Annotated in this window: 15 protein-coding genes and 1 tRNA gene; 6 read left to right on the top strand and 10 right to left on the bottom strand. The window is 42.8% G+C overall.

Annotated features, from left to right (window positions below):
* Positions 1-24 precede the first annotated feature (24 nt).
* Genes QK890_RS07365 through QK890_RS07355 form a run of 3 tightly spaced genes read right to left on the bottom strand, consistent with a single transcriptional unit; the run spans position 25 to position 2,561 of the window.
* The gene (locus QK890_RS07365; protein WP_032537221.1) at positions 25-894 is read right to left on the bottom strand and encodes a DUF5683 domain-containing protein; all 870 of its coding nucleotides are present in this window, start codon (positions 892-894) and stop codon (positions 25-27) included.
* Positions 895-1,785: a ParB/RepB/Spo0J family partition protein gene (locus QK890_RS07360; protein ID WP_005775476.1), complete on the bottom strand. Its 891-nt coding sequence runs from the start codon at positions 1,783-1,785 to the stop codon at positions 895-897.
* Between the two features lie 8 nt (positions 1,786-1,793).
* The gene (locus tag QK890_RS07355; protein ID WP_005784850.1) at positions 1,794-2,561 is read right to left on the bottom strand and encodes a ParA family protein; all 768 of its coding nucleotides are present in this window, start codon (positions 2,559-2,561) and stop codon (positions 1,794-1,796) included.
* A gap of 504 nt (positions 2,562-3,065) precedes the next feature.
* Here QK890_RS07355 and surE point away from each other — a divergent pair.
* From surE to QK890_RS07340, 3 genes are all read left to right on the top strand, one after another.
* Complete coding sequence (gene surE, locus QK890_RS07350) at positions 3,066-3,833, top strand: 5'/3'-nucleotidase SurE (RefSeq protein ID WP_032539579.1); 768 nt, start codon at positions 3,066-3,068, stop codon at positions 3,831-3,833.
* Positions 3,830-4,963 (top strand): lipid-A-disaccharide synthase, encoded by a 1,134-nt coding sequence (gene lpxB / locus QK890_RS07345; RefSeq protein WP_032539578.1) that lies wholly within the window; start codon positions 3,830-3,832, stop codon positions 4,961-4,963. The genes surE and lpxB overlap by 4 nt, the downstream gene beginning before the upstream one ends.
* A gap of 88 nt (positions 4,964-5,051) precedes the next feature.
* Positions 5,052-5,792 carry a NigD-like protein gene (locus QK890_RS07340; RefSeq protein ID WP_032537219.1) on the top strand — a complete coding sequence of 247 codons (741 nt, stop codon included), beginning with the start codon at positions 5,052-5,054 and terminating at the stop codon, positions 5,790-5,792.
* A gap of 109 nt (positions 5,793-5,901) precedes the next feature.
* On the opposite strand, the gene QK890_RS07335 is transcribed toward QK890_RS07340, so the two are convergent.
* The 3 genes from QK890_RS07335 to rsfS are packed head-to-tail and all read right to left on the bottom strand — an operon-like array spanning position 5,902 to position 9,153.
* Positions 5,902-6,741 carry a phosphatidate cytidylyltransferase gene (locus QK890_RS07335; protein WP_005775482.1) on the bottom strand — a complete coding sequence of 280 codons (840 nt, stop codon included), beginning with the start codon at positions 6,739-6,741 and terminating at the stop codon, positions 5,902-5,904.
* A gap of 15 nt (positions 6,742-6,756) precedes the next feature.
* Positions 6,757-8,745 (bottom strand): ATP-dependent zinc metalloprotease FtsH, encoded by a 1,989-nt coding sequence (ftsH, locus tag QK890_RS07330; protein WP_005818338.1) that lies wholly within the window; start codon positions 8,743-8,745, stop codon positions 6,757-6,759.
* A 48-nt stretch (positions 8,746-8,793) separates the two neighbouring features.
* Positions 8,794-9,153, bottom strand: a complete 360-nt coding sequence (rsfS, locus tag QK890_RS07325) for a ribosome silencing factor (RefSeq protein ID WP_032539577.1) — start codon at positions 9,151-9,153, stop codon at positions 8,794-8,796.
* Between the two features lie 302 nt (positions 9,154-9,455).
* On the opposite strand from rsfS, the gene QK890_RS07320 reads away from it, so the two are divergent.
* A tRNA-Gln gene (locus tag QK890_RS07320) sits at positions 9,456-9,526 on the top strand.
* A gap of 143 nt (positions 9,527-9,669) precedes the next feature.
* Here the strand turns inward: QK890_RS07320 and QK890_RS07315 are convergent.
* The 3 genes from QK890_RS07315 to rsmA form a co-directional block, all read right to left on the bottom strand.
* Positions 9,670-11,520: a DUF349 domain-containing protein gene (locus QK890_RS07315; RefSeq protein WP_032539576.1), complete on the bottom strand. Its 1,851-nt coding sequence runs from the start codon at positions 11,518-11,520 to the stop codon at positions 9,670-9,672.
* Positions 11,521-11,638: 118 nt separating this feature from the next.
* On the bottom strand, positions 11,639-12,979 hold the full coding sequence (gene mgtE / locus QK890_RS07310) for a magnesium transporter (protein WP_005775486.1): 1,341 nt from the start codon (positions 12,977-12,979) through the stop codon (positions 11,639-11,641).
* A 61-nt stretch (positions 12,980-13,040) separates the two neighbouring features.
* Positions 13,041-13,883, bottom strand: a complete 843-nt coding sequence (gene rsmA / locus QK890_RS07305) for a 16S rRNA (adenine(1518)-N(6)/adenine(1519)-N(6))-dimethyltransferase RsmA (RefSeq protein ID WP_022012224.1) — start codon at positions 13,881-13,883, stop codon at positions 13,041-13,043.
* 49 nt (positions 13,884-13,932) lie between these two features.
* Here rsmA and QK890_RS07300 point away from each other — a divergent pair, with 49 nt between their 5' ends.
* Both QK890_RS07300 and QK890_RS07295 read left to right on the top strand, forming a co-directional pair.
* A complete protein-coding gene (locus QK890_RS07300; protein ID WP_005818341.1) occupies positions 13,933-14,934 on the top strand; it encodes a lysylphosphatidylglycerol synthase transmembrane domain-containing protein in 1,002 nt (333 codons plus the stop codon).
* Positions 14,935-15,137: 203 nt separating this feature from the next.
* Complete coding sequence (locus QK890_RS07295; protein ID WP_005818342.1) at positions 15,138-16,595, top strand: aminoacyl-histidine dipeptidase; 1,458 nt, start codon at positions 15,138-15,140, stop codon at positions 16,593-16,595.
* 629 nt (positions 16,596-17,224) lie between these two features.
* Here the strand turns inward: QK890_RS07295 and QK890_RS07290 are convergent.
* On the bottom strand, positions 17,225-18,907 hold the full coding sequence (locus QK890_RS07290) for a hypothetical protein (RefSeq protein ID WP_367627285.1): 1,683 nt from the start codon (positions 18,905-18,907) through the stop codon (positions 17,225-17,227).
* Positions 18,908-18,920: the final 13 nt, after the last annotated feature.

The following is an 18,920-nucleotide window of genomic DNA, read 5'->3' as shown; positions in this document are numbered from 1 at the left end:
TCTTATTTGTTCAATCTTCATGGGTTAAAATCTGAGGCTGCATTGCACGCCTACCGACTTACTGCCGGGTTGTAACGGGTTATTATTTATAATAGTAGGTTCCACCCTCATGCTTAGGTCGGGTGATATGTCGAAATTGGATAACTCCGCGTCTACATAGGCGTCGATAACGGAAATCAGATATACGCCGATGACAGCGAATATACTGAGGTCACGATAGCGGCGATACGTATCTTTCCGTTTGCGGAGTATATCTTTCAGCTGGGTATCGGTGTAATTGTGATTTGGCGGAAGTAAATCCTGATAGCTGTTCGTATTTGGATTATTGTCCATAATGTCCATATAAGCCTGAGCATAGTCCTTATACATTTTCCCGTTCCAGCTTAATGCGTAGGCGCATCCGGCGAATCCACCATATATAATAGGTAGTTTCCAGTATTTGCGGTTATATATCTGTCCGCCACCCGGAAACACGATGGCATACCAGGTTGCTTTCGTCGGGTTAGGTACGAACATTTTTTTAGGCATGATGGGAGGCGGCAGGCTATCTGTCTTTACGACTGACGGAATGACAGGTGTTTCTATCTTTTCCAGGTTCTGCCGGTTGACTTCCTCGAGGCTGTCTGCCGTAACAATGGCGGGTTTCCGGTTTTCCAAACTGTCTATCGGCGGGAGGATAACCGCTTTATCCACTTTTACACTGTCGGCGACCGGCGAAGAAACTACCGGTTCACGATGGCGGCGTGCCCGTGCTTTAGGAGCCTCGCGGACCGGAGAGATGGAATCCTGGACTGTTTTTACAGGCTCCTGTGCATACACATCAATCCCTGCTACCTGAAAGAAACAGAGAAGCAGGGCAATGTATAGCTGATATGTTTTACTTTTTTTCGTCATTTATTTCTTCAGTGAGTCGAAGATTTCCATGATACGTTCCAGTTCCTCTTCATTACTAAAAGGAATACTGATCTTCCCTTTGCCCTTTTCAGAGCAAGTCAGTTGTACCTTGGTGTTAAAGAATCCCGATAGATGTTGTTTCAGCATGTTGAATTCCTCGGGCAGTTTGGCCCGCTTCGGGGTAATCTTTTTGGTTCCGCTCTTCACGGCTTCTCCTTCGCTCAGTGATTTTACTATTTCTTCTACTTTGCGGACAGAGTATCCGTGTTCCAGAATTTCTTCGAAAATTTTAACTTGTAGTTTCGGGTCGCCCAGTGTGATCAATGCCCGGGCATGTCCCATGTCTATCTGTTTGTTCTGCAGTGCCATTTGTATCGGTGCAGGCAATTTGAGCAGACGCAGATAGTTGGCAATGGTTGTGCGTTTCTTGCCGACACGTTCACTTAACCGCTCCTGTGTCAGGTCATATTGCTCTATCAAGTGTTGGTAAGCCAGTGCGATTTCTACCGAATTAAGATCCTCGCGCTGTATATTTTCTATCAGCGCCATCTCCATCACGTTTTCATCATCGGCTGTGCGGATGTATGCAGGAATCGTGTCCAGTCCGGCTTTCTGTGAAGCGCGGTAGCGACGTTCCCCGGCAATGATCTGGTACTCGTCGTCCGAGACTTTGCGCAGGGTGATGGGTTGGATAATTCCTATTTCCCTGATCGAATCGGCCAACTCTTCCAGTGCCGTTTCATCAAATTCGCGACGCGGCTGGTTGGGGTTGACGGAGATTTTCGACAGTTCTATTTCGTTAATAGACGAAGAACCTTCGGTTTTCACCTCCTCCATGGAGAGCAGGGCGTCGAGCCCGCGGCCTAATGCATTTCTTCTTTGTGTTGCCATATCTTCGTTTATTTACTATTTCTGCTTATTAGTTCCTTAGCCAGTGCCAGGTGATTTTTTGCTCCGGTAGATTCTGCATCATATAAGATGGTGGGCAGTCCGTAACTGGGTGCTTCACTGAGCTTCACGTTGCGCTGGATGACGGTTTTGAACACCAGTTCCTGAAAGTGGCGTTTCACTTCGTCATAGATCTGGTTGGCTTGGCGCAGGCGTGAGTCGTACATCGTCAGCAGAAAGCCTTCTATTTCGAGTGCCGGGTTCAGTTTTGATTTGATAATCTTGATGGTATTCAGCAGTTTGCTGATTCCCTCGAGGGCAAAGTATTCTGCCTGTACGGGGATAATCACCGAGTCTGCTGCCGTCAGGGCGTTGATTGTGATCAATCCCAGCGAAGGAGAACAGTCTATCAAAATATAATCATACTCTTCCTTTAGCGGAGTCAGCACTTCTTTCAGTATCTTTTCGCGGTTTTTGAGATTTAGCATTTCAATTTCGGCGCCTACCAGATTGATGTGCGATGAAATGACTTTCAGCGAATCAATTTCAGTGTCATGAATAGCGTCCTGTACGTTGGCTCTGTCGATAATGCATTCGTAGATAGTACATTCGGATTGCTTGATGTCGACTCCCAATCCGGAAGAGGCATTTGCCTGTGGGTCTGCATCAACAACCAGTACTTTCTTTTCAAGCGTAGCCAGCGAAGCTGCGAGGTTAATCGTAGTCGTTGTTTTTCCTACACCACCTTTTTGATTGGCCAAAGCAATTATTTTTCCCATATTATCTAAATTTATTGGCAGCGAAATAAGTGATAAATCCTCAGAGCGCCTACTAAAAAATAGAAACTTTGCTTAATCTGTTGATAAGTCACCTGTTTTGTTAATAACTGCCAGGCGAGATACGGGCATTTTTTCTCTTTTTAGCTCACAAATATACGTATTAAAATTGAATATCAATTCCTTTTTTTACTCACTTGCAGAAGATTAAGATTTGTAAACGGGTAGTCTGCATGGCTAACCATCAGATGGTTTCAAGACTTCCATTAAGAGTTAGCTGATAAAACATCCCCATGTTTTTGATAACAAGATCCCCATGTTATATCTAATAACATCCGGATGTTATTGTGAAGAACATCCGGATGTTTTACACTCTTGTTTCTTATCTGCTGTGAATACAATATTAATAGACCTTCGCTTTCTTATTTGGTTCTGTTGTCGATACAAGTTCTTTTTGCTACTTTTGTGCATTTCGAAAACATAAAATAATAGATAAGGTAAGATTGTATGGAAAATAAAAGGCCTTTGATCCTCGTTTCCAATGACGACGGTATTATGGCAAAAGGTATTAGCGAACTGATTAAATTTCTTCGTCCGCTGGGCGAGATCGTAGTAATGGCTCCTGACGCTCCCCGTTCCGGCAGTGGATGTGCACTGACGGTGACACAGCCGGTGCATTATCAGTTATTAAAGAAAGATGTGGGGTTGACTGTTTATAAGTGTTCTGGTACGCCGGCCGATTGTATAAAACTGGCACGAAATCAGATACTTGACCGTGAACCCGATCTGGTTGTCGGTGGGATTAATCATGGTGACAATTCTGCTACCAATGTACACTACTCCGGCACGATGGGGGTTGTAATCGAAGGTTGCCTTAACGGAATTTCTTCTATCGGGTTTTCTATTTGTGACCATGCCCCCGGAGCTGATTTTGATGCTGCAGGACCTTATGTGCGGAAAATAGCGGCAATGGTTCTTGAGAAGGGACTTCCGCCACTGACTTGTCTCAATGTGAATTTTCCCAATACTCCGGAACTGAAGGGAGTGAAAATCTGCGAACAGGCCAAAGGGCACTGGAGCGGAGAGTGGCAGGTCTGTCCACGGAGAGACGATACGAATTATTATTGGCTGACCGGAGAGTTTATCGATCACGAACCGGAGAACGAGAAGAACGATCATTGGGCGTTGGCCAACGGATATGTAGCCATCACACCGACGGTAGTGGATATGACTGCTTATCATTTTATGGACGAATTGAAATCCTGGGAATTATGAAATACTATCTGATTGTTGGTGAAGCCTCGGGCGATTTGCACGCTTCTCACTTGATGGCTGCACTGAAAGAGGAGGATCCGCGGGCTGAATTCCGTTTCTTTGGCGGTGATATGATGGCTGCTGTAGGAGGAACGATGGTGAAGCATTATAAGGAGCTGGCTTACATGGGCTTTATCCCTGTATTGCTGCATCTGCGAACCATCTTTGCCAACATGAAGAGATGTAAGGAGGACATCGTGGCATGGTCGCCGGATGTTGTTATTTTGGTGGATTATCCGGGCTTTAATCTCGATATTGCCAAGTTTGTGCATGCGAAAACGAAGATTCCGGTTTATTACTATATTTCTCCCAAGATTTGGGCATGGAAAGAATATCGCATCAAAAATATAAGAAGAGATGTAGATGAGCTTTTCTCCATTCTCCCTTTTGAGGTTGAGTTTTTTGAAGGGCATCAATACCCGATTCATTACGTTGGTAATCCGACGGTGGATGAAGTTACCGCTTTCAAGGCTGCAAATCCGGAAACATTTGCCGATTTTATCAGTGATAATGAGTTAGCGGATAAGCCTATCATTGCTTTGCTTGCCGGAAGTCGGAAGCAGGAGATTAAGGATAATCTCCCCGATATGATCCGGGCAGCCTCGGCTTTTTCGGATTATCAGCTTGTGCTGGCTGCCGCTCCCGGCATTTCTCCGGAATACTATGCTGAATTCGTAAAAGGGACAAATCTGCAAGTAATCTTTGGCCGGACTTACCGCTTGCTTCAACAGGCGGATGTCGCTTTGGTGACATCCGGAACTGCCACTCTTGAGACGGCACTTTTCCGCGTACCGCAAGTGGTTTGCTATCATACTCCCGTAGGGAAGCTGGTGTCTTTCCTCCGGAAACATATCTTGAAGGTGAAGTTTATCTCGTTGGTCAACTTGATTGCCGGACGGGAAGTAGTCAGGGAATTGGTGGCTGATACGATGACGGTGGAGAATATGCGGAACGAGCTGAAACGTTTGTTGTTTCAAGAAGACTATCGACGGAAAATGTTGGATGGTTATGAAGAAATGGCACGGTTGCTCGGACCGGCAGGAGCCCCGAGGCATGCTGCCCGCGAAATGGTGAAATTGCTTAAAAAATAGTTTTTTATTCAATAATAGGACAGAAACCGGTGCAGTAAATGCCCGGTTTTTTTATTTATAGGGTAAAAGGAATAAATTAAGAATAGATATGAAAAGAGTTAAACTACTTTGGGTGGCAATGCTGACGCTGATACTGCCGGCATTGCAGTCGTGTGATGACGGTGACGGTTATTCATTGGGCGATATAGCAAGAGACTGGGCTACAGTCCGGGTAGTCGGTGGTGATACGTATGCACTGAATGCCGACCATTGGGGAAGTCTTTGGCCTGCTGCGACCGCGATTCCGGGCTATAGGCCGATAGACGGACAGCGTGTGATTACTTATTTCAATCCTCTTTATGATAATTATGAAGGATACGATCATGGGGTAAAAGTAGAGTGTAACTATGACGTCTTGACCAAACAAATAGAGGACCTGACTGCCGACAATGAAGCGGAAATAGGCAATGACCCTGTTCTTGTATATAAAGATATGATGTGGATTGGAGGCGGATATCTGAACATCATTTTTCGCCAGTGCTTACCGGCCAAAGAAAAACATCGCTTCAGTCTGGTTCGCGATACGCGAAACATGGCTAAAGATGGTGATGACGGGTATATCCATTTGGAATATCGTTATAATACGTATGGTGATGTGACTAAGCGTTGTTTAAACGGTGCGGTATCTTTTAATTTGAATTCGTTGGATCTGACCGGTAAGAAAGGCATTAAAGTGAAACTGAATTCTGTTGAAAACGGAGAAGTTGAGGTAGTCTTTGATGTAAAAGAACAGCCGATACCCGAGGGTGCAAAGAATATAGAGCTTTCAAACGAAGTTCAGGTAATGTAAAAAGGGTGAGTTGTAAATAACGGGCTACAAACGGAAGTTTCGCTATATTCTGCGAGATGCTTTACGTTTGTAGCCCGTTTTTATTTGCGGCTATTATTTTTTATCGATTTTAGAACAGGGTCAGTGCATATAAGTAGACAACTCCTGCCGGTATGGCCATAAGCGAACTGTCGAAGCGATCGAGCATACCACCGTGTCCCGGCAAAATGCTTCCAGAATCTTTAATTTGCAATTGACGTTTCAGAAGTGACTCCGTTAAGTCTCCCCAAGTTCCGAAAATAACAACGACCAGTGCCAACCCGGCCCACTCAGCCCAAGTCATGACCGGAAAGAAATAGGCAAATGCAAACGAAGCGGCAATGGCTACGATACCGCCGCCGATAGAACCTTCCCATGACTTCTTCGGAGAAATACGTTCGAATAAACGATGCTTGCCAAACAGAGAGCCGAAGCAGTAGGCGCCCGTATCATTCAGCCATAGAAATACAAATATAGAAAGCGGTAATATCGGATTATAAGAGACGCTGGTTGTTTCCGGATCATTCTGGAAAGCGAGTACATTCAGTAAAGCAAAAGGGAGAGCGATATACATCTGGCTCAACATGGAATAAGCCCAGTTGAGTACCGGATTCTTTTTCTTAAGGTATAATTCGCTTACCATCAGGTAAATGAGCAATACCAGATAAGGAATGAATATTTTGGAATCGGCAGCATCAATGCAGAATCCCATGAGAGCAAGGAACAGATAAGCTCCTCCCAGCATGGTGATGGTCCGGTTGATGGCTACTTCCCCCGATTGATTGACAAGATGACCGAACTCACGTATGGTCAAAGCACTGACAATAACGAAAAGTGTTCCGAAAGCCAGTGGATCGTACAGTATACAACCCACTATGATGGCTACAAATAATATTCCTGTTATGGCGCGTTGTAAAAAGTTGTTTTTCAAGGTGCTGTTACATTTTTAGTTTTGTGATGCCGCCGGTTCTTGTTGCGCATTGTCTTCTTGAGACTCTGTTGCTTGTGGAGTATCGGTATCTTCTCCATCCGTAGAGTGGGCGGTATTTTCTTGTTTGCTATTGGCTGCCATGATCTCTTCCGAACGGGAAGCCCAAGGACGTTTACCGAAGATTCGTTCTACGTCTTCGGCAAAGATTACTTCTTTATCGATCAGTAGCTGCGCCAATTCGTTGTGCTGCTCTTTGTGTTCCGAGAGGATTTGTTTGGCACGTTCATATTGTTCGTTAACCATTCTTTTCACCTCTTCGTCAATCAGTTCGGCAGTCTTTTCGCTATACGGACGTTGGAACGAATACTCATCATTATTATAATAGCATAAGTTCGGCAACTTTTCACTCATTCCCAAGTAGGCGATCATGCCATAAGCCTGTTTGGTCACACGTTCAAGGTCATTGGCAGCTCCACTGGATACGCGGCCAATGAAGAGATCTTCTGCTGCGCGTCCGCCCAGAGTGGCACACATCTCATCGAGCATTTGCTCTTTGGTGGTAATTTGCCTTTCTTCCGGCAGATACCATGCAGCTCCCAATGCGCGTCCACGAGGAACGATGGTTACCTTAATCAATGGGTTGGCATATTCCAATAACCAAGAGATGCTTGCGTGTCCGGCTTCATGCAAAGCAATAGAGCGGCGTTCGGCTTCCGTGGTGATTTTGGTTTTCTTTTCAAGTCCACCGATGATACGGTCTACAGCATCCAGAAAATCCTGTTTGCCTACGAATTTCTTTCCATGTCGTGCAGCTATCAGGGCTGCTTCATTGCATACGTTTGCAATATCAGCTCCCGAAAATCCGGGGGTCTGGCGGGCGAGCAGATCTACATCTACTGTATCGTCTATCTTGATGGGGCGCAAATGCACACCAAATACTTCCTTACGTTCGTTGAGATCCGGTAAATCTACATGAATTTGCCGGTCGAATCGTCCGGCACGGAGTAATGCTTTATCGAGTACATCCACACGGTTAGTGGCTGCCAGAATAATAACACCGCTGTTTGAGCCGAAACCGTCCATTTCAGTTAGCAGCTGGTTCAACGTGTTCTCACGTTCATCATTGCCGCCCATCGCAGGATTCTTGCCGCGGGCACGTCCTACGGCATCAATCTCATCGATGAAAACAATACAAGGAGCCTTTTCCTTAGCCTGTTTGAAAAGGTCGCGTACGCGGGATGCACCTACACCGACAAACATTTCAACGAAATCGGAACCGGCCAAAGAGAAAAAAGGTACATTGGCTTCACCGGCTACAGCCTTTGCAAGCAATGTTTTACCTGTTCCCGGAGGGCCTACCAGCAAGGCGCCTTTAGGAATTTTACCTCCCAAATCCGTATATTTCTGGGGTTCTTTCAGGAATTCGACAATCTCTTCTACTTCCTGTTTGGCTTCTGCCAGGCCGGCTACATCTTTAAATGTCACTTTGATGGATCCACCTTTCTCAAAGAGCTGTGCTTTCGATTTTCCTACATTGAATACGCCACCTGCTCCACCACTGGCACCACTGCCCATGCGGCGCATGAAGAATATCCACAAGGCAATCAGAAAGACAATAGGCAGCACATTCCAAAGTATTGCGCTGAAGTAGTCTTTCTTCTTATCATAGCTGACAGAACCGTCGAAATGTGTTTCTTCTTTCTCCTTTTGCAGGAAGTTATCCAGATTTTCGCGTGAAGGAGCTTCGGTGGTAATCATCGGATTCCGGCCTACACGTGTAGAATCTTGTTTGAATACAGCTCCTACATACTGTGGCTTAATATAAATTTCAACTGTGTTGTCATCATAGCCAATCACTTTACTGACATACCCGTCACGTACGTATTGTTGGAATTCATCATAAGAGATGTTCTTGTTAACAGAACTGTTTCCGTTAGCGAAATACAGCCCTAAAAGCATCAGGGCGATAATCATATACATCCAGTTCAGATTGAACTTGGGCATATTTACTTTATTGTTGGTTTTCTTGCTGTTATTGTCCATACTGATAGATTAATCAATGTCGGGAATAGTGATTAGTTTGGCATCTGCCCACAGGTGCTCCAAATTATAAAAGTTTCTGGCCTCCGGCAGGAATACGTGTACTAATACGTCAGAAAAGTCCATAGCTACCCACTCTGCGTTTCGTTGTCCATCGATGGCAGAGGGCTTAGTGCCGGCACCTTTTCGGGTAAATTCTTTTATGGAATCTACGATGGCAACGATCTGGCTGGGGGAGTTCCCCTGACAGATTACAAAGTATTGGCATATCGTGTCGTCAATGTTTGTCAGATCTGCTATGACAATGTTTTTACCTTTTTTTTCTTGTATACCTTCGGTTATCTTTTCTATTAATACTTTCGTTTCGTTCATTTATAGGTTGAAATTAAATAATCAATGTTTAGTTTCTGTTTATAACAAGGAAGGGGCATTCTTTGTTTTCCTGTCATAAACGTGATATTTTTTACAAATATACGCTGATTTATTGTATCAAGGAAAGTTATATGCTAAATCTATTTCATTTTTTGTTTTTTTTTAGGGATGCATCTCTTTGGAATCCGGCGTATTAGATATTTTTTTGCAAAAAAAGAGCGAAAAGTATTTGTGATTAAAAAAAACTTTGTACCTTTGCAACCGCAAACGAGAAACAAAGGATGTGAATCGTTAAGCGACATTGGGCTATGGTGTAATGGTAACACTACAGATTCTGGTCCTGTCATTTCTGGTTCGAGTCCAGATAGCCCAACAAAGAGAGCGAAGTTTTTATATAAAACTTCGCTCTCTTTGTTGGTATTCTTTCCTATTTATAATTTTCGTATATAAAAAAAGCGAATCAAAGGGGCTTATGCCTTCTGATTCGCTTTACATAGAACTAAAAATTATTTTCCTTTATTCTTCTTTGATTGATTCATCAATTACCTTTATCTTCTGCAATACCAATTCCAGATCAGCTTTGAGCTTTTCTACCTTACGGTTAATTTCGGTCAAAAGGCTGTTTCCCTTTTTGGAAGAGGTAGTGAGGAAGCCCAAGTTGTTTTCATAGGTCTGGAGTTCGTTTTTCATGTTCTCGTACGTACGAACCAATTTTTCGCGTTCACGATAAATAGATTGCGAACCTCCACTTTGAATATTACCGATAGAAGATTTGAAATTACTCAGTTTCTTGTTCGATGCACTGATATTGAATCGGTCGAAAAGCTGGTCAATCAAACCGTGATATTGCTTATAAAGCTTATCTTTCTCTTTGAAAGGAACATGCCCGATATTATTCCATTCTTTCATCAATTCACGAACTTCTTTGCTTGCTTCATCAGCATCTGTTGTTTCGTCAATTGAGGTTAACTGGGCTATGATTGCTTTTTTCTTTTCCAGATTTTCTTGTTCTACAGAACGTTGGGAAGAGGTGGCTTTGCCCTTTTGTTCAAAGAAGTAATCACATGCAGTGATAAAACGTTTCCAAACTGCATCCGAATATTTTTTAGAAACAGGGCCGATTGTCTTCCATTCTTTTTGTAGTTTAGTCAAGATTTCGGCTGTTTCTTTCCAGTCGGTACTATCTTTCAGAGCTTCTGCCTTTTCACATAATGCTTTTTTCTTTTCCAGATTGGCATTCATACCCTCTTTCAGAGACTTGAAGAATTCTCCTTTTTTCTTGAAGAACTCGTCGCAAGCTTTACGGAAACGCTCAAAGATTTTCACGTTCATTTTCTGTGGAGCGAAACCGATTGTTTTCCATTTGTTTTGCAGGGCGATTACTTCTTGCGTCTTGGTTTCCCATGCAGCAAATGTTTTCAGTTGATCGAATTCGATTGCTTCTACTATTTCGCAAATAACTGTTTTCTGATCCAGATTATGCTGTTCGCTCTCTTTTAATGCTTCGAAATGTTGCTGATGACGACGATTGACAGCAGTAGAGGCAGCTTTGAAGCGGTTCCATATTTCGTCACGCAATTCTTTGGCAACCGGGCCGGTATCGCGGAACTCTTGATGTAGTTTCTGTAATTGATGGAAAGCGGAGACTACATCTTGTTCGTCGGCCAGTTTCTCTGCAGCTTCACAAAGGTGTGTCTTGATTTCCAGATTCTTCTTGAAATCATATTCCCTGAATTCATTATTCAGTTTTAGTATATCGTAGAACTTCTCAACATACAGTTGATAATTCTTCCACAACTCGTTTACTTTAGCCTGTGGTACCAGCTTTACTTCATTCCACTGTTGCTGTAGCTTTTTAAATTCATTGTAGGATTTATTGGCGTCATCGGGTGATTCCACCAGTTCTTTTAATTCTTCGATAATCGACAGCTTGACCTGAAGATTCTCTTCTTTCTGTTTTTCAATCTCAGCAGCCAAAGCACTTCTCTTCTCTTTGATGGCTGCCATTAAACTTTTGAATTCTTCTTCTACACCGTTAGGCTGTGCAATAAATTCATCTTCGGCACCACCATTTTCTACGAATAACTTTTTCGCAGCCTCGAGTTCGGCATTATGAATTTTATAGAAAGTCTGCTTTAAACCATCCAGCTCCTGTTTACTTGCATTTTCAGCATCTTGGGCAACTTCTTTTAATCGGGACAGCACTTCTTCTTTAGTGTTCAGTCTTGAACCTGATTCGGTTGATTTTTCAGCAATCGTTTCTTCAGCCGGAGTTTCTGTAATCTCTTCAGAAACCTCAACTGCTTTTTTTTCTTCTTCTAATTCCCCTTGTTTCAAAGGTTGGTTAGTGTCATGAGAGTCCATCATTGTATATTCGTTTTTAGGAAAACAGGATTTGTCCTTAAATCCATTAGGTCACAAATTAATGAAATAAAATGATTACTTCATACTATTTTCCTTTATTTTTTTTCATTATAGCTGTTTTTTACGATAATAACACCGTAATTCCCATGTACATCATCATACCAATGATGTCATTTGTAATGGCAATAAACGGCCCTGTAGCTATAGCAGGATCTATTTTCATCTTTTCCAGTGTCATTGGAACCAGAGTACCGAAGATGGAGGCAAACATCACTACTGAAAACAGGCTGATGGATACCGAATAAGTAACAGTGGCCGTTGCACCGAAACGAATGAAATTATAGGTATATACCAGTAAAGAGATGATTGTGGCATTAATCAATGCAACTACAGCTTCTTTGCTGACTTGCTTGAACGTGTTTTTAGCATCGAGAGAACTGTTTGCCAAGCCTTGTACGACAAGTGCCGATGACTGGGTTCCCACATTTCCACCTGTACCGCCAATTAACGGTATGTAAAGAGCCATTTCGGGATGTGCGGCGAAAGTAGAATCAAAATTACCTAATATCATAGAGTTACCTATGCCGCCAATCATACCGATTAATAGCCAGGGCAAGCGGGCTGTAGTCTGACGAAGTACATTGTCGTCCGTTTCTACATCCTGCGAGAGACCGGATGCCAATTGGTAGTCGCGCTCCGATTGTTCACGAACCTCGTCCATGACGTCGTCGACGGTAATCTGTCCTACTAACCGGCCGATGCTGTCGAGAACCGGGATAGCAACCAAGTCATACTTTTCGATAATTTGTGCCACTTCATCGATAGGTGTGTCTACGTGTACCGAGATAGGGTCTTTCTGCATCACATGTTTTACTTTGGATACAGAGGGTGACGTAATCATCTTTTTCAGTGGAAATATTCCGCGAAGACGTTCGTCATCGTCTATCACGTATACATAATAGATGTCATCAAGTTCTTCTGCCTGTTGACGCATTTCTTTCAGGCATTCGGGCATACTCCAGTTTTCGTTGACGGTCACCATTTCCGTACCCATCAAACCACCGGCGGTATTTTCGTCATATTTCAGCAGGTCGACAATGTCTCCTGCCTGTTCGATGTCTTCAATGTGCGAAAGTACCTCTTCCTGCTTGTCTTCATCCAGTTCGCGCATCAAATCTACGGCATCGTCCGTATCCATATAGTCAACGAAACGTTTGGCAATGGTTTCTGATGGCAGGATGTCAAGAAACTCTTTACGAACATCCTCGTCCATTTCTACAAGTACGTCCGCGGCAGTTTCATTATCAAGTAATCGATAGACGAAGCGGGCTTCTTCCGGATTCAATTCGTTACACAACTCCGCTATATCAGCAGGGTGCAGATCGATAAGAAGCTCTTTTACTTTATCGGCATCTTTTTCTCCGATAAGCTCTTTTACGTTGTCAATGTATTCTTCGTTCATAATTACATCCTTACCTGCTTCCCGTAAATCGAGGAAGTCACGTTTAGTATACTACGTTTGTTCAGTCCGATAATCCGGCTTCCCCATTGGGAATTTCTTTTTGAGAAGTTGCTTCTATCGGGGACTTCAGCGCTTGTTCCACCCGGTTTGTCAGGTCTATAAACTCCTGTACCGAGAGTTGTTCAGGGCGTTTGTTGAATAGAGCGTCTTCTGTCAACGGGCAATCTTTACCCAAGATCGGTTTGATGGAGTTTCGTAATGTCTTTCGACGCTGGTTGAAAGTAGTTTTCACTACCTGTTTGAATAGCTTCGGATCACAACCAAGGTCTTGTACCTCGTTACGTGTCATTCGTATGACTGCACTCTTCACTTTTGGAGGTGGGTTGAACACATGTTCGCTTACAGTGAAAAGATACTCTACCCGATACCAGGCTTGTATCAGAACGCTGAGAATGCCATATGTTTTACTGCCCGGCCCGGCCGCAATGCGTTCGGCTACTTCCTTTTGGATCATTCCTGTACAGCAAGGAATCAGGTCTTTGTTATCCAACATTTTGAAAAATATCTGGCTGGATATATTATAAGGATAGTTTCCGGTTAATGCGAACGGATGTCCGCCAAATAAACGTTGCAGGTTCATTTTCAGGAAGTCATCCTCGATGATGTTGTCTTCCAGTGACGGATAGGCTTCTCGCAGATAGGCTACCGATTCATAATCGACCTCCACCACTTTTACCAACCGTTCTTTTTTGACAAGGAACTGAGTGAGCACACCCATTCCCGGCCCAACTTCCAGAATCGGCAGTTCGGGGAATGTATCTACTGTATCGGCAATGTCCTGTGCCACTTTCAGGTCTTTCAGGAAGTGTTGTCCGAGAAACTTTTTAGGCTTTACTAATTTCATTTATCAACTAAATAACTACTTTTGCAGCAGACAAAGGTAATTCTTTTAAATGAAGAATAAAGAATTAGGGATGAAGAAACTAATAAAAAAGACACTGAAACTTATCTTACCATTGGTTTTGGGAGGCTTTATCTTATATTGGGTCTATCGTGACTTCGATTTTGTAAAAGCCGCGGAGGTTTTGCAACACGGCACAAACTGGTGGTGGATGGCTTTTTCACTTCTTTTCGGCATATCGGCACAAGTGTTTCGTGGTTGGCGTTGGCGTCAGACGCTGGAACCTTTGGGAGCGTTTCCCCGAAGAAGTGATTGCGTCAATGCCATTTTCATTTCGTATGCAGCCAGTTTGGTGGTGCCGCGGGTAGGAGAAGTGAGCCGGTGTGGGATACTTGCAAAATACGATGATGTTTCCTTTGCTAAATCTTTAGGTACTGTGGTAACCGAACGTTTGGTAGATACACTGACTATTCTTTTGATTACCGGTGTCACGGTTTTGTTGCAAATGCCTGTATTTGTCACCTTTCTTGAACAAACCGGTACGAAGATTCCTTCATTGATGCATTTACTTACGTCTGTTTGGTTCTATATCATTCTGTTTTGTGGAATAGGAGTTGTTGTGCTATTTTATTATTTGATTCGTACCCTTTCTTTTTTCGAGAAAGTGAAAGGAGTTGTACTGAATGTTTGTGAAGGCATTATGTCACTGCGGAATGTGAAAAATCTTCCGCTTTTCCTGCTTTATAGCTTTTTGATTTGGCTCAGCTATTTTCTCCATTTTTATTTCACTTTCTATTGTTTTGCTTTTACGGCACATCTGGGACTTCTTGCTGCATTGGTCATGTTTGTCGGAGGAACATTTGCCGTAATTGTTCCTACTCCGAATGGGGCCGGTCCGTGGCATTTTGCAGTGATCACCATGATGATGCTTTATGGGGTAAATGCGACAGATGCCGGAATATTTGCATTGATCGTTCATGGCATTCAAACCTTATTGGTCGTTTTATTAGGCATTTACGGGTTGGCGGCTATTTCCTTCCTCCGACGAAAATAATATTTGCTGATAACAATTGTGTTTCAGGAAATGCGCTTTGCTAACTTAAAACAATATGTGTGTTATTGCTATACATATTTAATCTGTAAATCCGGTTTTTGAACTTTTTTTATTTGAATTTCTTCCGGTAATTCTTTCTTTTCCATTCTTTTTAGTAGCTTTGACCTTTAGAAATTGATTTAAAACCTATAAATAATTCATTTATGAGCACAATTCTTGATTTAGCTCCACAAAATGTATGGAAGCACTTCTATTCTTTGACGCAGATTCCGCGTCCGTCGGGACATATGGAAAAAATTACCGGGTTTCTGGTAAATTTCGGTAAAGGTCTCGGCTTGGAAACCTTTGTAGATGAAGCCGGCAATGTGATTATCCGTAAACCTGCCACTCCGGGGATGGAAAATAGAAAAGGAGTAATCCTTCAGGCACATATGGATATGGTACCACAGAAAAACAATGATACTGTTCACGATTTTGAGAAAGATCCGATTGAAACTTATATAGATGGTGAATGGGTGAAAGCTAAAGGTACTACACTTGGAGCCGATAATGGTTTGGGAGTAGCTGCTATCATGGCTGTTCTTGAAGATCAGAATCTGAAACACGGACCGTTGGAAGCTTTGATTACAAAGGATGAAGAAACAGGTATGTTTGGTGCTTTTGGTCTGAAACCGGGTACTGTGAATGGAGAAATACTGCTTAATCTCGATTCTGAAGACGAAGGTGAACTTTACATCGGCTGTGCCGGTGGTATGGACGTTACCGCATTTCTTGAGTATAAGGAAGTGGCTCCGGAAGGTGGTGATATTGCCATTAAGGTAAGTTTGAAAGGTCTTCGTGGCGGTCATTCCGGACTGGAAATCAATCAGGGACGTGCCAATGCCAACAAATTACTGGTACGTTTTGTGCGTGAAGCTGTAGCAAGTTATGAAGCTCGCCTGGCAACTTGGGAAGGTGGAAATATGCGGAATGCCATTCCCCGTGAAGCCCATGCGGTAGTAACTATCCCCGCTGAAAATGAAGAAGAACTATTGGGTTTAGTGAAGTATTGCGAAGATATTTTCAATGAAGAGTATAAAGCAATCGAAACTCCTATCAGCTTCACTGCCGAGCGGGTAGAACTGCCTGCAGGAGAAGTACCTGAAGAGATTCAGGATAATCTGATCGATGCTATTTTTGCTTGTCAGAATGGTGTGATGCGAATGATTCCTACAATTCCCGATACAGTAGAAACCTCTTCAAATCTGGCAATCATTAATATTGGTGGTGGAAAAGCTTCTTTCAAGATTCTGGCACGTAGTTCCAGCGACAGCATGAAAGAATGTCTGACTACCAGCCTTGAATGTTGCTTTTCTATGGCGGGTATGAAAGTGGAGATGACGGGAGGATATTCCGGATGGCAACCCGACATCGATTCTCCGATTCTGCATGCAATGAAAGAATCTTATAAAAAGCAGTTTGGTACAGAGCCGGAAGTGAAAGTTATTCATGCCGGGTTGGAATGCGGTATCATTGGGGCTATTATTCCTGGACTGGATATGATTTCATTTGGCCCTACACTGCGTTCACCGCACTCTCCTGATGAAAGAGCCTTGATTCCGACTGTGCAGAAATTCTATGATTTTCTGGTTGCTACGTTAGAACAGACACCGATTAAATAAAGGTTCATCAGCGAATATACGAATGAGGGGCAAGCGTTACAAGCGTTTGCCTCTCTTCTTTTTTAAGGATCTCTTTTTGTTTTCCTGTTTCATGATGACTTGTCATCCAAATGCAGAATTGTCAATGGCAACCTGCCTTTCTGACTTTATTTATGTCCGGTTTTGTCATATGATTGCCAATAGAAACCGATTTTCTTGATATATATCAAGAAATATGTTTTAAAACATATTTTTCTTCCCTTTTTGAGTACAACGTATCTATTTAGGCTTTATTTTTGTGCTGTAAAACATAAGAATTAGGATAACATAGTTTTTAGGTAACAGTTTTTTTAGGTAAAAAGATTATGAAGATTGTAAGAAGTTTATTAAAGAATTTGGCAAATGCCAATCCTAACATCTGGGGATATGTAACGCTTTAAGCATTCTCCCCTTTAGGTTTTCGATGTGTGTTTATTAATTAAGGTAATTATTATTAGTATTTGAAGCAATGAAAAAAGTAGTAATGCATCTGCTGGAAAGATGTTTAAGAGAAGCCGGCAGAAATGAAATGATGAAGTGGGGATACACTAAATAAAAGTGTTCCCCACTTTTTTTATTGGGGAGTTACTTCACCCATTGGACTGCGAGGGTCATTCTCCTACACGAAAACTCGTTTCACCTCGGATTGCTTTTCCTTGGTGCGTAAAGCCTTCCACCACTACTTTAAATTCTCCTTCAAGGTCGGATGTGTAAAAAAGGAGTGTGGTAGCTTTTCCCTTTTCTGTTTTTACGGAGGGGTTCCAGTATAATGTATGCCGGAAATCCGGTTTGCGTGATTTTCTGTCAACTTCGTTTTTGTACTCGGGCATGCTGAATGCAACGGGCAATTGAGGACATTCATATACTGTCAGTTGCGAGTCGTCACTTAACTGTATGGAAGGCAGGTTTCCTTTTTGCGTGGTCAGGGAAATCATACATTCGAATGTTTCACCGCTAAAAGCATAGCGGCTGTTATAGATATTGATTTTTTTCACCAATTTGGGGTTATACTTCAGAATATCTTCGTGATCGTGAATAGGAACACCATCCAATAACACTAATGTATTTCCGACATTGAATCTTTTTTCTCCCTCTTTGAGTACTTTTAGCCTGCGTTTACCATTCACTTTGCGTATTATCACGCTACGTACAAATTCTACAAAGGTTTCTGTCATCGTGCTGAATCTTGTGTATTCATCCAGATTGTAGTTCAGATAAGGTTGGAGCCCGTAACAAGATTGCAGAGGGATACCATGGTCAAGAGAATCGAGCATGACAACTTGTTGTAGCTGTATGCCTATGCTTCTTTCCAATAATCGTTTTTTATTTCGATAGAGTTTAAGTTGGGGGAGATTTTTCGGCAGATTCTCACAGAAAGGCGATAAAATATTCATTTGGTAAGATTCTCCATTAGCTCCCCATGCGGCAGCCACTATGTCATTGATTCCAAATATATTGCTTGTGTAGAATCGTGCATTCCCTTCAACGTCTACTTGTCCTTGTACATACCGGATATCTTTACCTACAAAAGCGATGTCTGCTGACACATGTTTATTCTGTATCTGTTTCAGTGTTTCTCCTTCGGGAGTTTGTATTTGTCCGCGGATGATATGTCCTTCATATTCCGGTACCCATTGACCGGAGAATGTGCCGGGCGTACTGGTAACTTGCTGTCTCCAGACAGATTCTTCATGATGTGGAAGTATGACCAGTGAATCATTGCGGCTTACCGAAACGATAAGGTCGGATACTTCTTCGGGCAGGCCATTGATGGTCAATTCTACAGGTTGGCGCATACTATACGACGGCCGGGAAGTGTTTATACGAATGTTTCCGTTCATAGCCGGTACTTCTTTCGGGTATGTTTCCGTAGAATCGGCTAATGTTATCGGGTCAGATTCCGCAATCCGGAAAGTGTTGATTATGGCAATCTGCTTTCGAAAAAAGATTTTTTCCCCTTCATTTCTCATATATTGGGTATATCCGCTTAACTCGTAAATACCTGAGGGAGCATCAGCCGGAATCTTTATTTTTCCCGAACCGCTGCCATTGTCAAGTGCTAATTTTAACTGGGCCTGTGGGCGTTCGGCATTTGATATTTCTACATATCCCACTTTGCTGAAAAAAGATGGTTGGAAGTGGGTGTCAGTGGTATAAAACTTGATCCAAACTTCTTCGCCGGCCAGATAACACGTTTTGTCCGTATGTACATACACCCGTTCGTATAGTTCTTCCTGTGCCTGTGAAATCAGACAAAACAATGCAAAGAAATATAGTGTGAAGATTCGTTTCATGATTGTCTCCTTT

Source organism: Bacteroides sp. NGMCC 1.200775 (assembly GCF_040798045.1).
Taxonomy (GTDB): domain Bacteria; phylum Bacteroidota; class Bacteroidia; order Bacteroidales; family Bacteroidaceae; genus Bacteroides; species Bacteroides hominis.
Note: the sequence above shows the minus strand (reverse complement) of the source record. Positions and strands in the feature narration are given on the sequence as shown.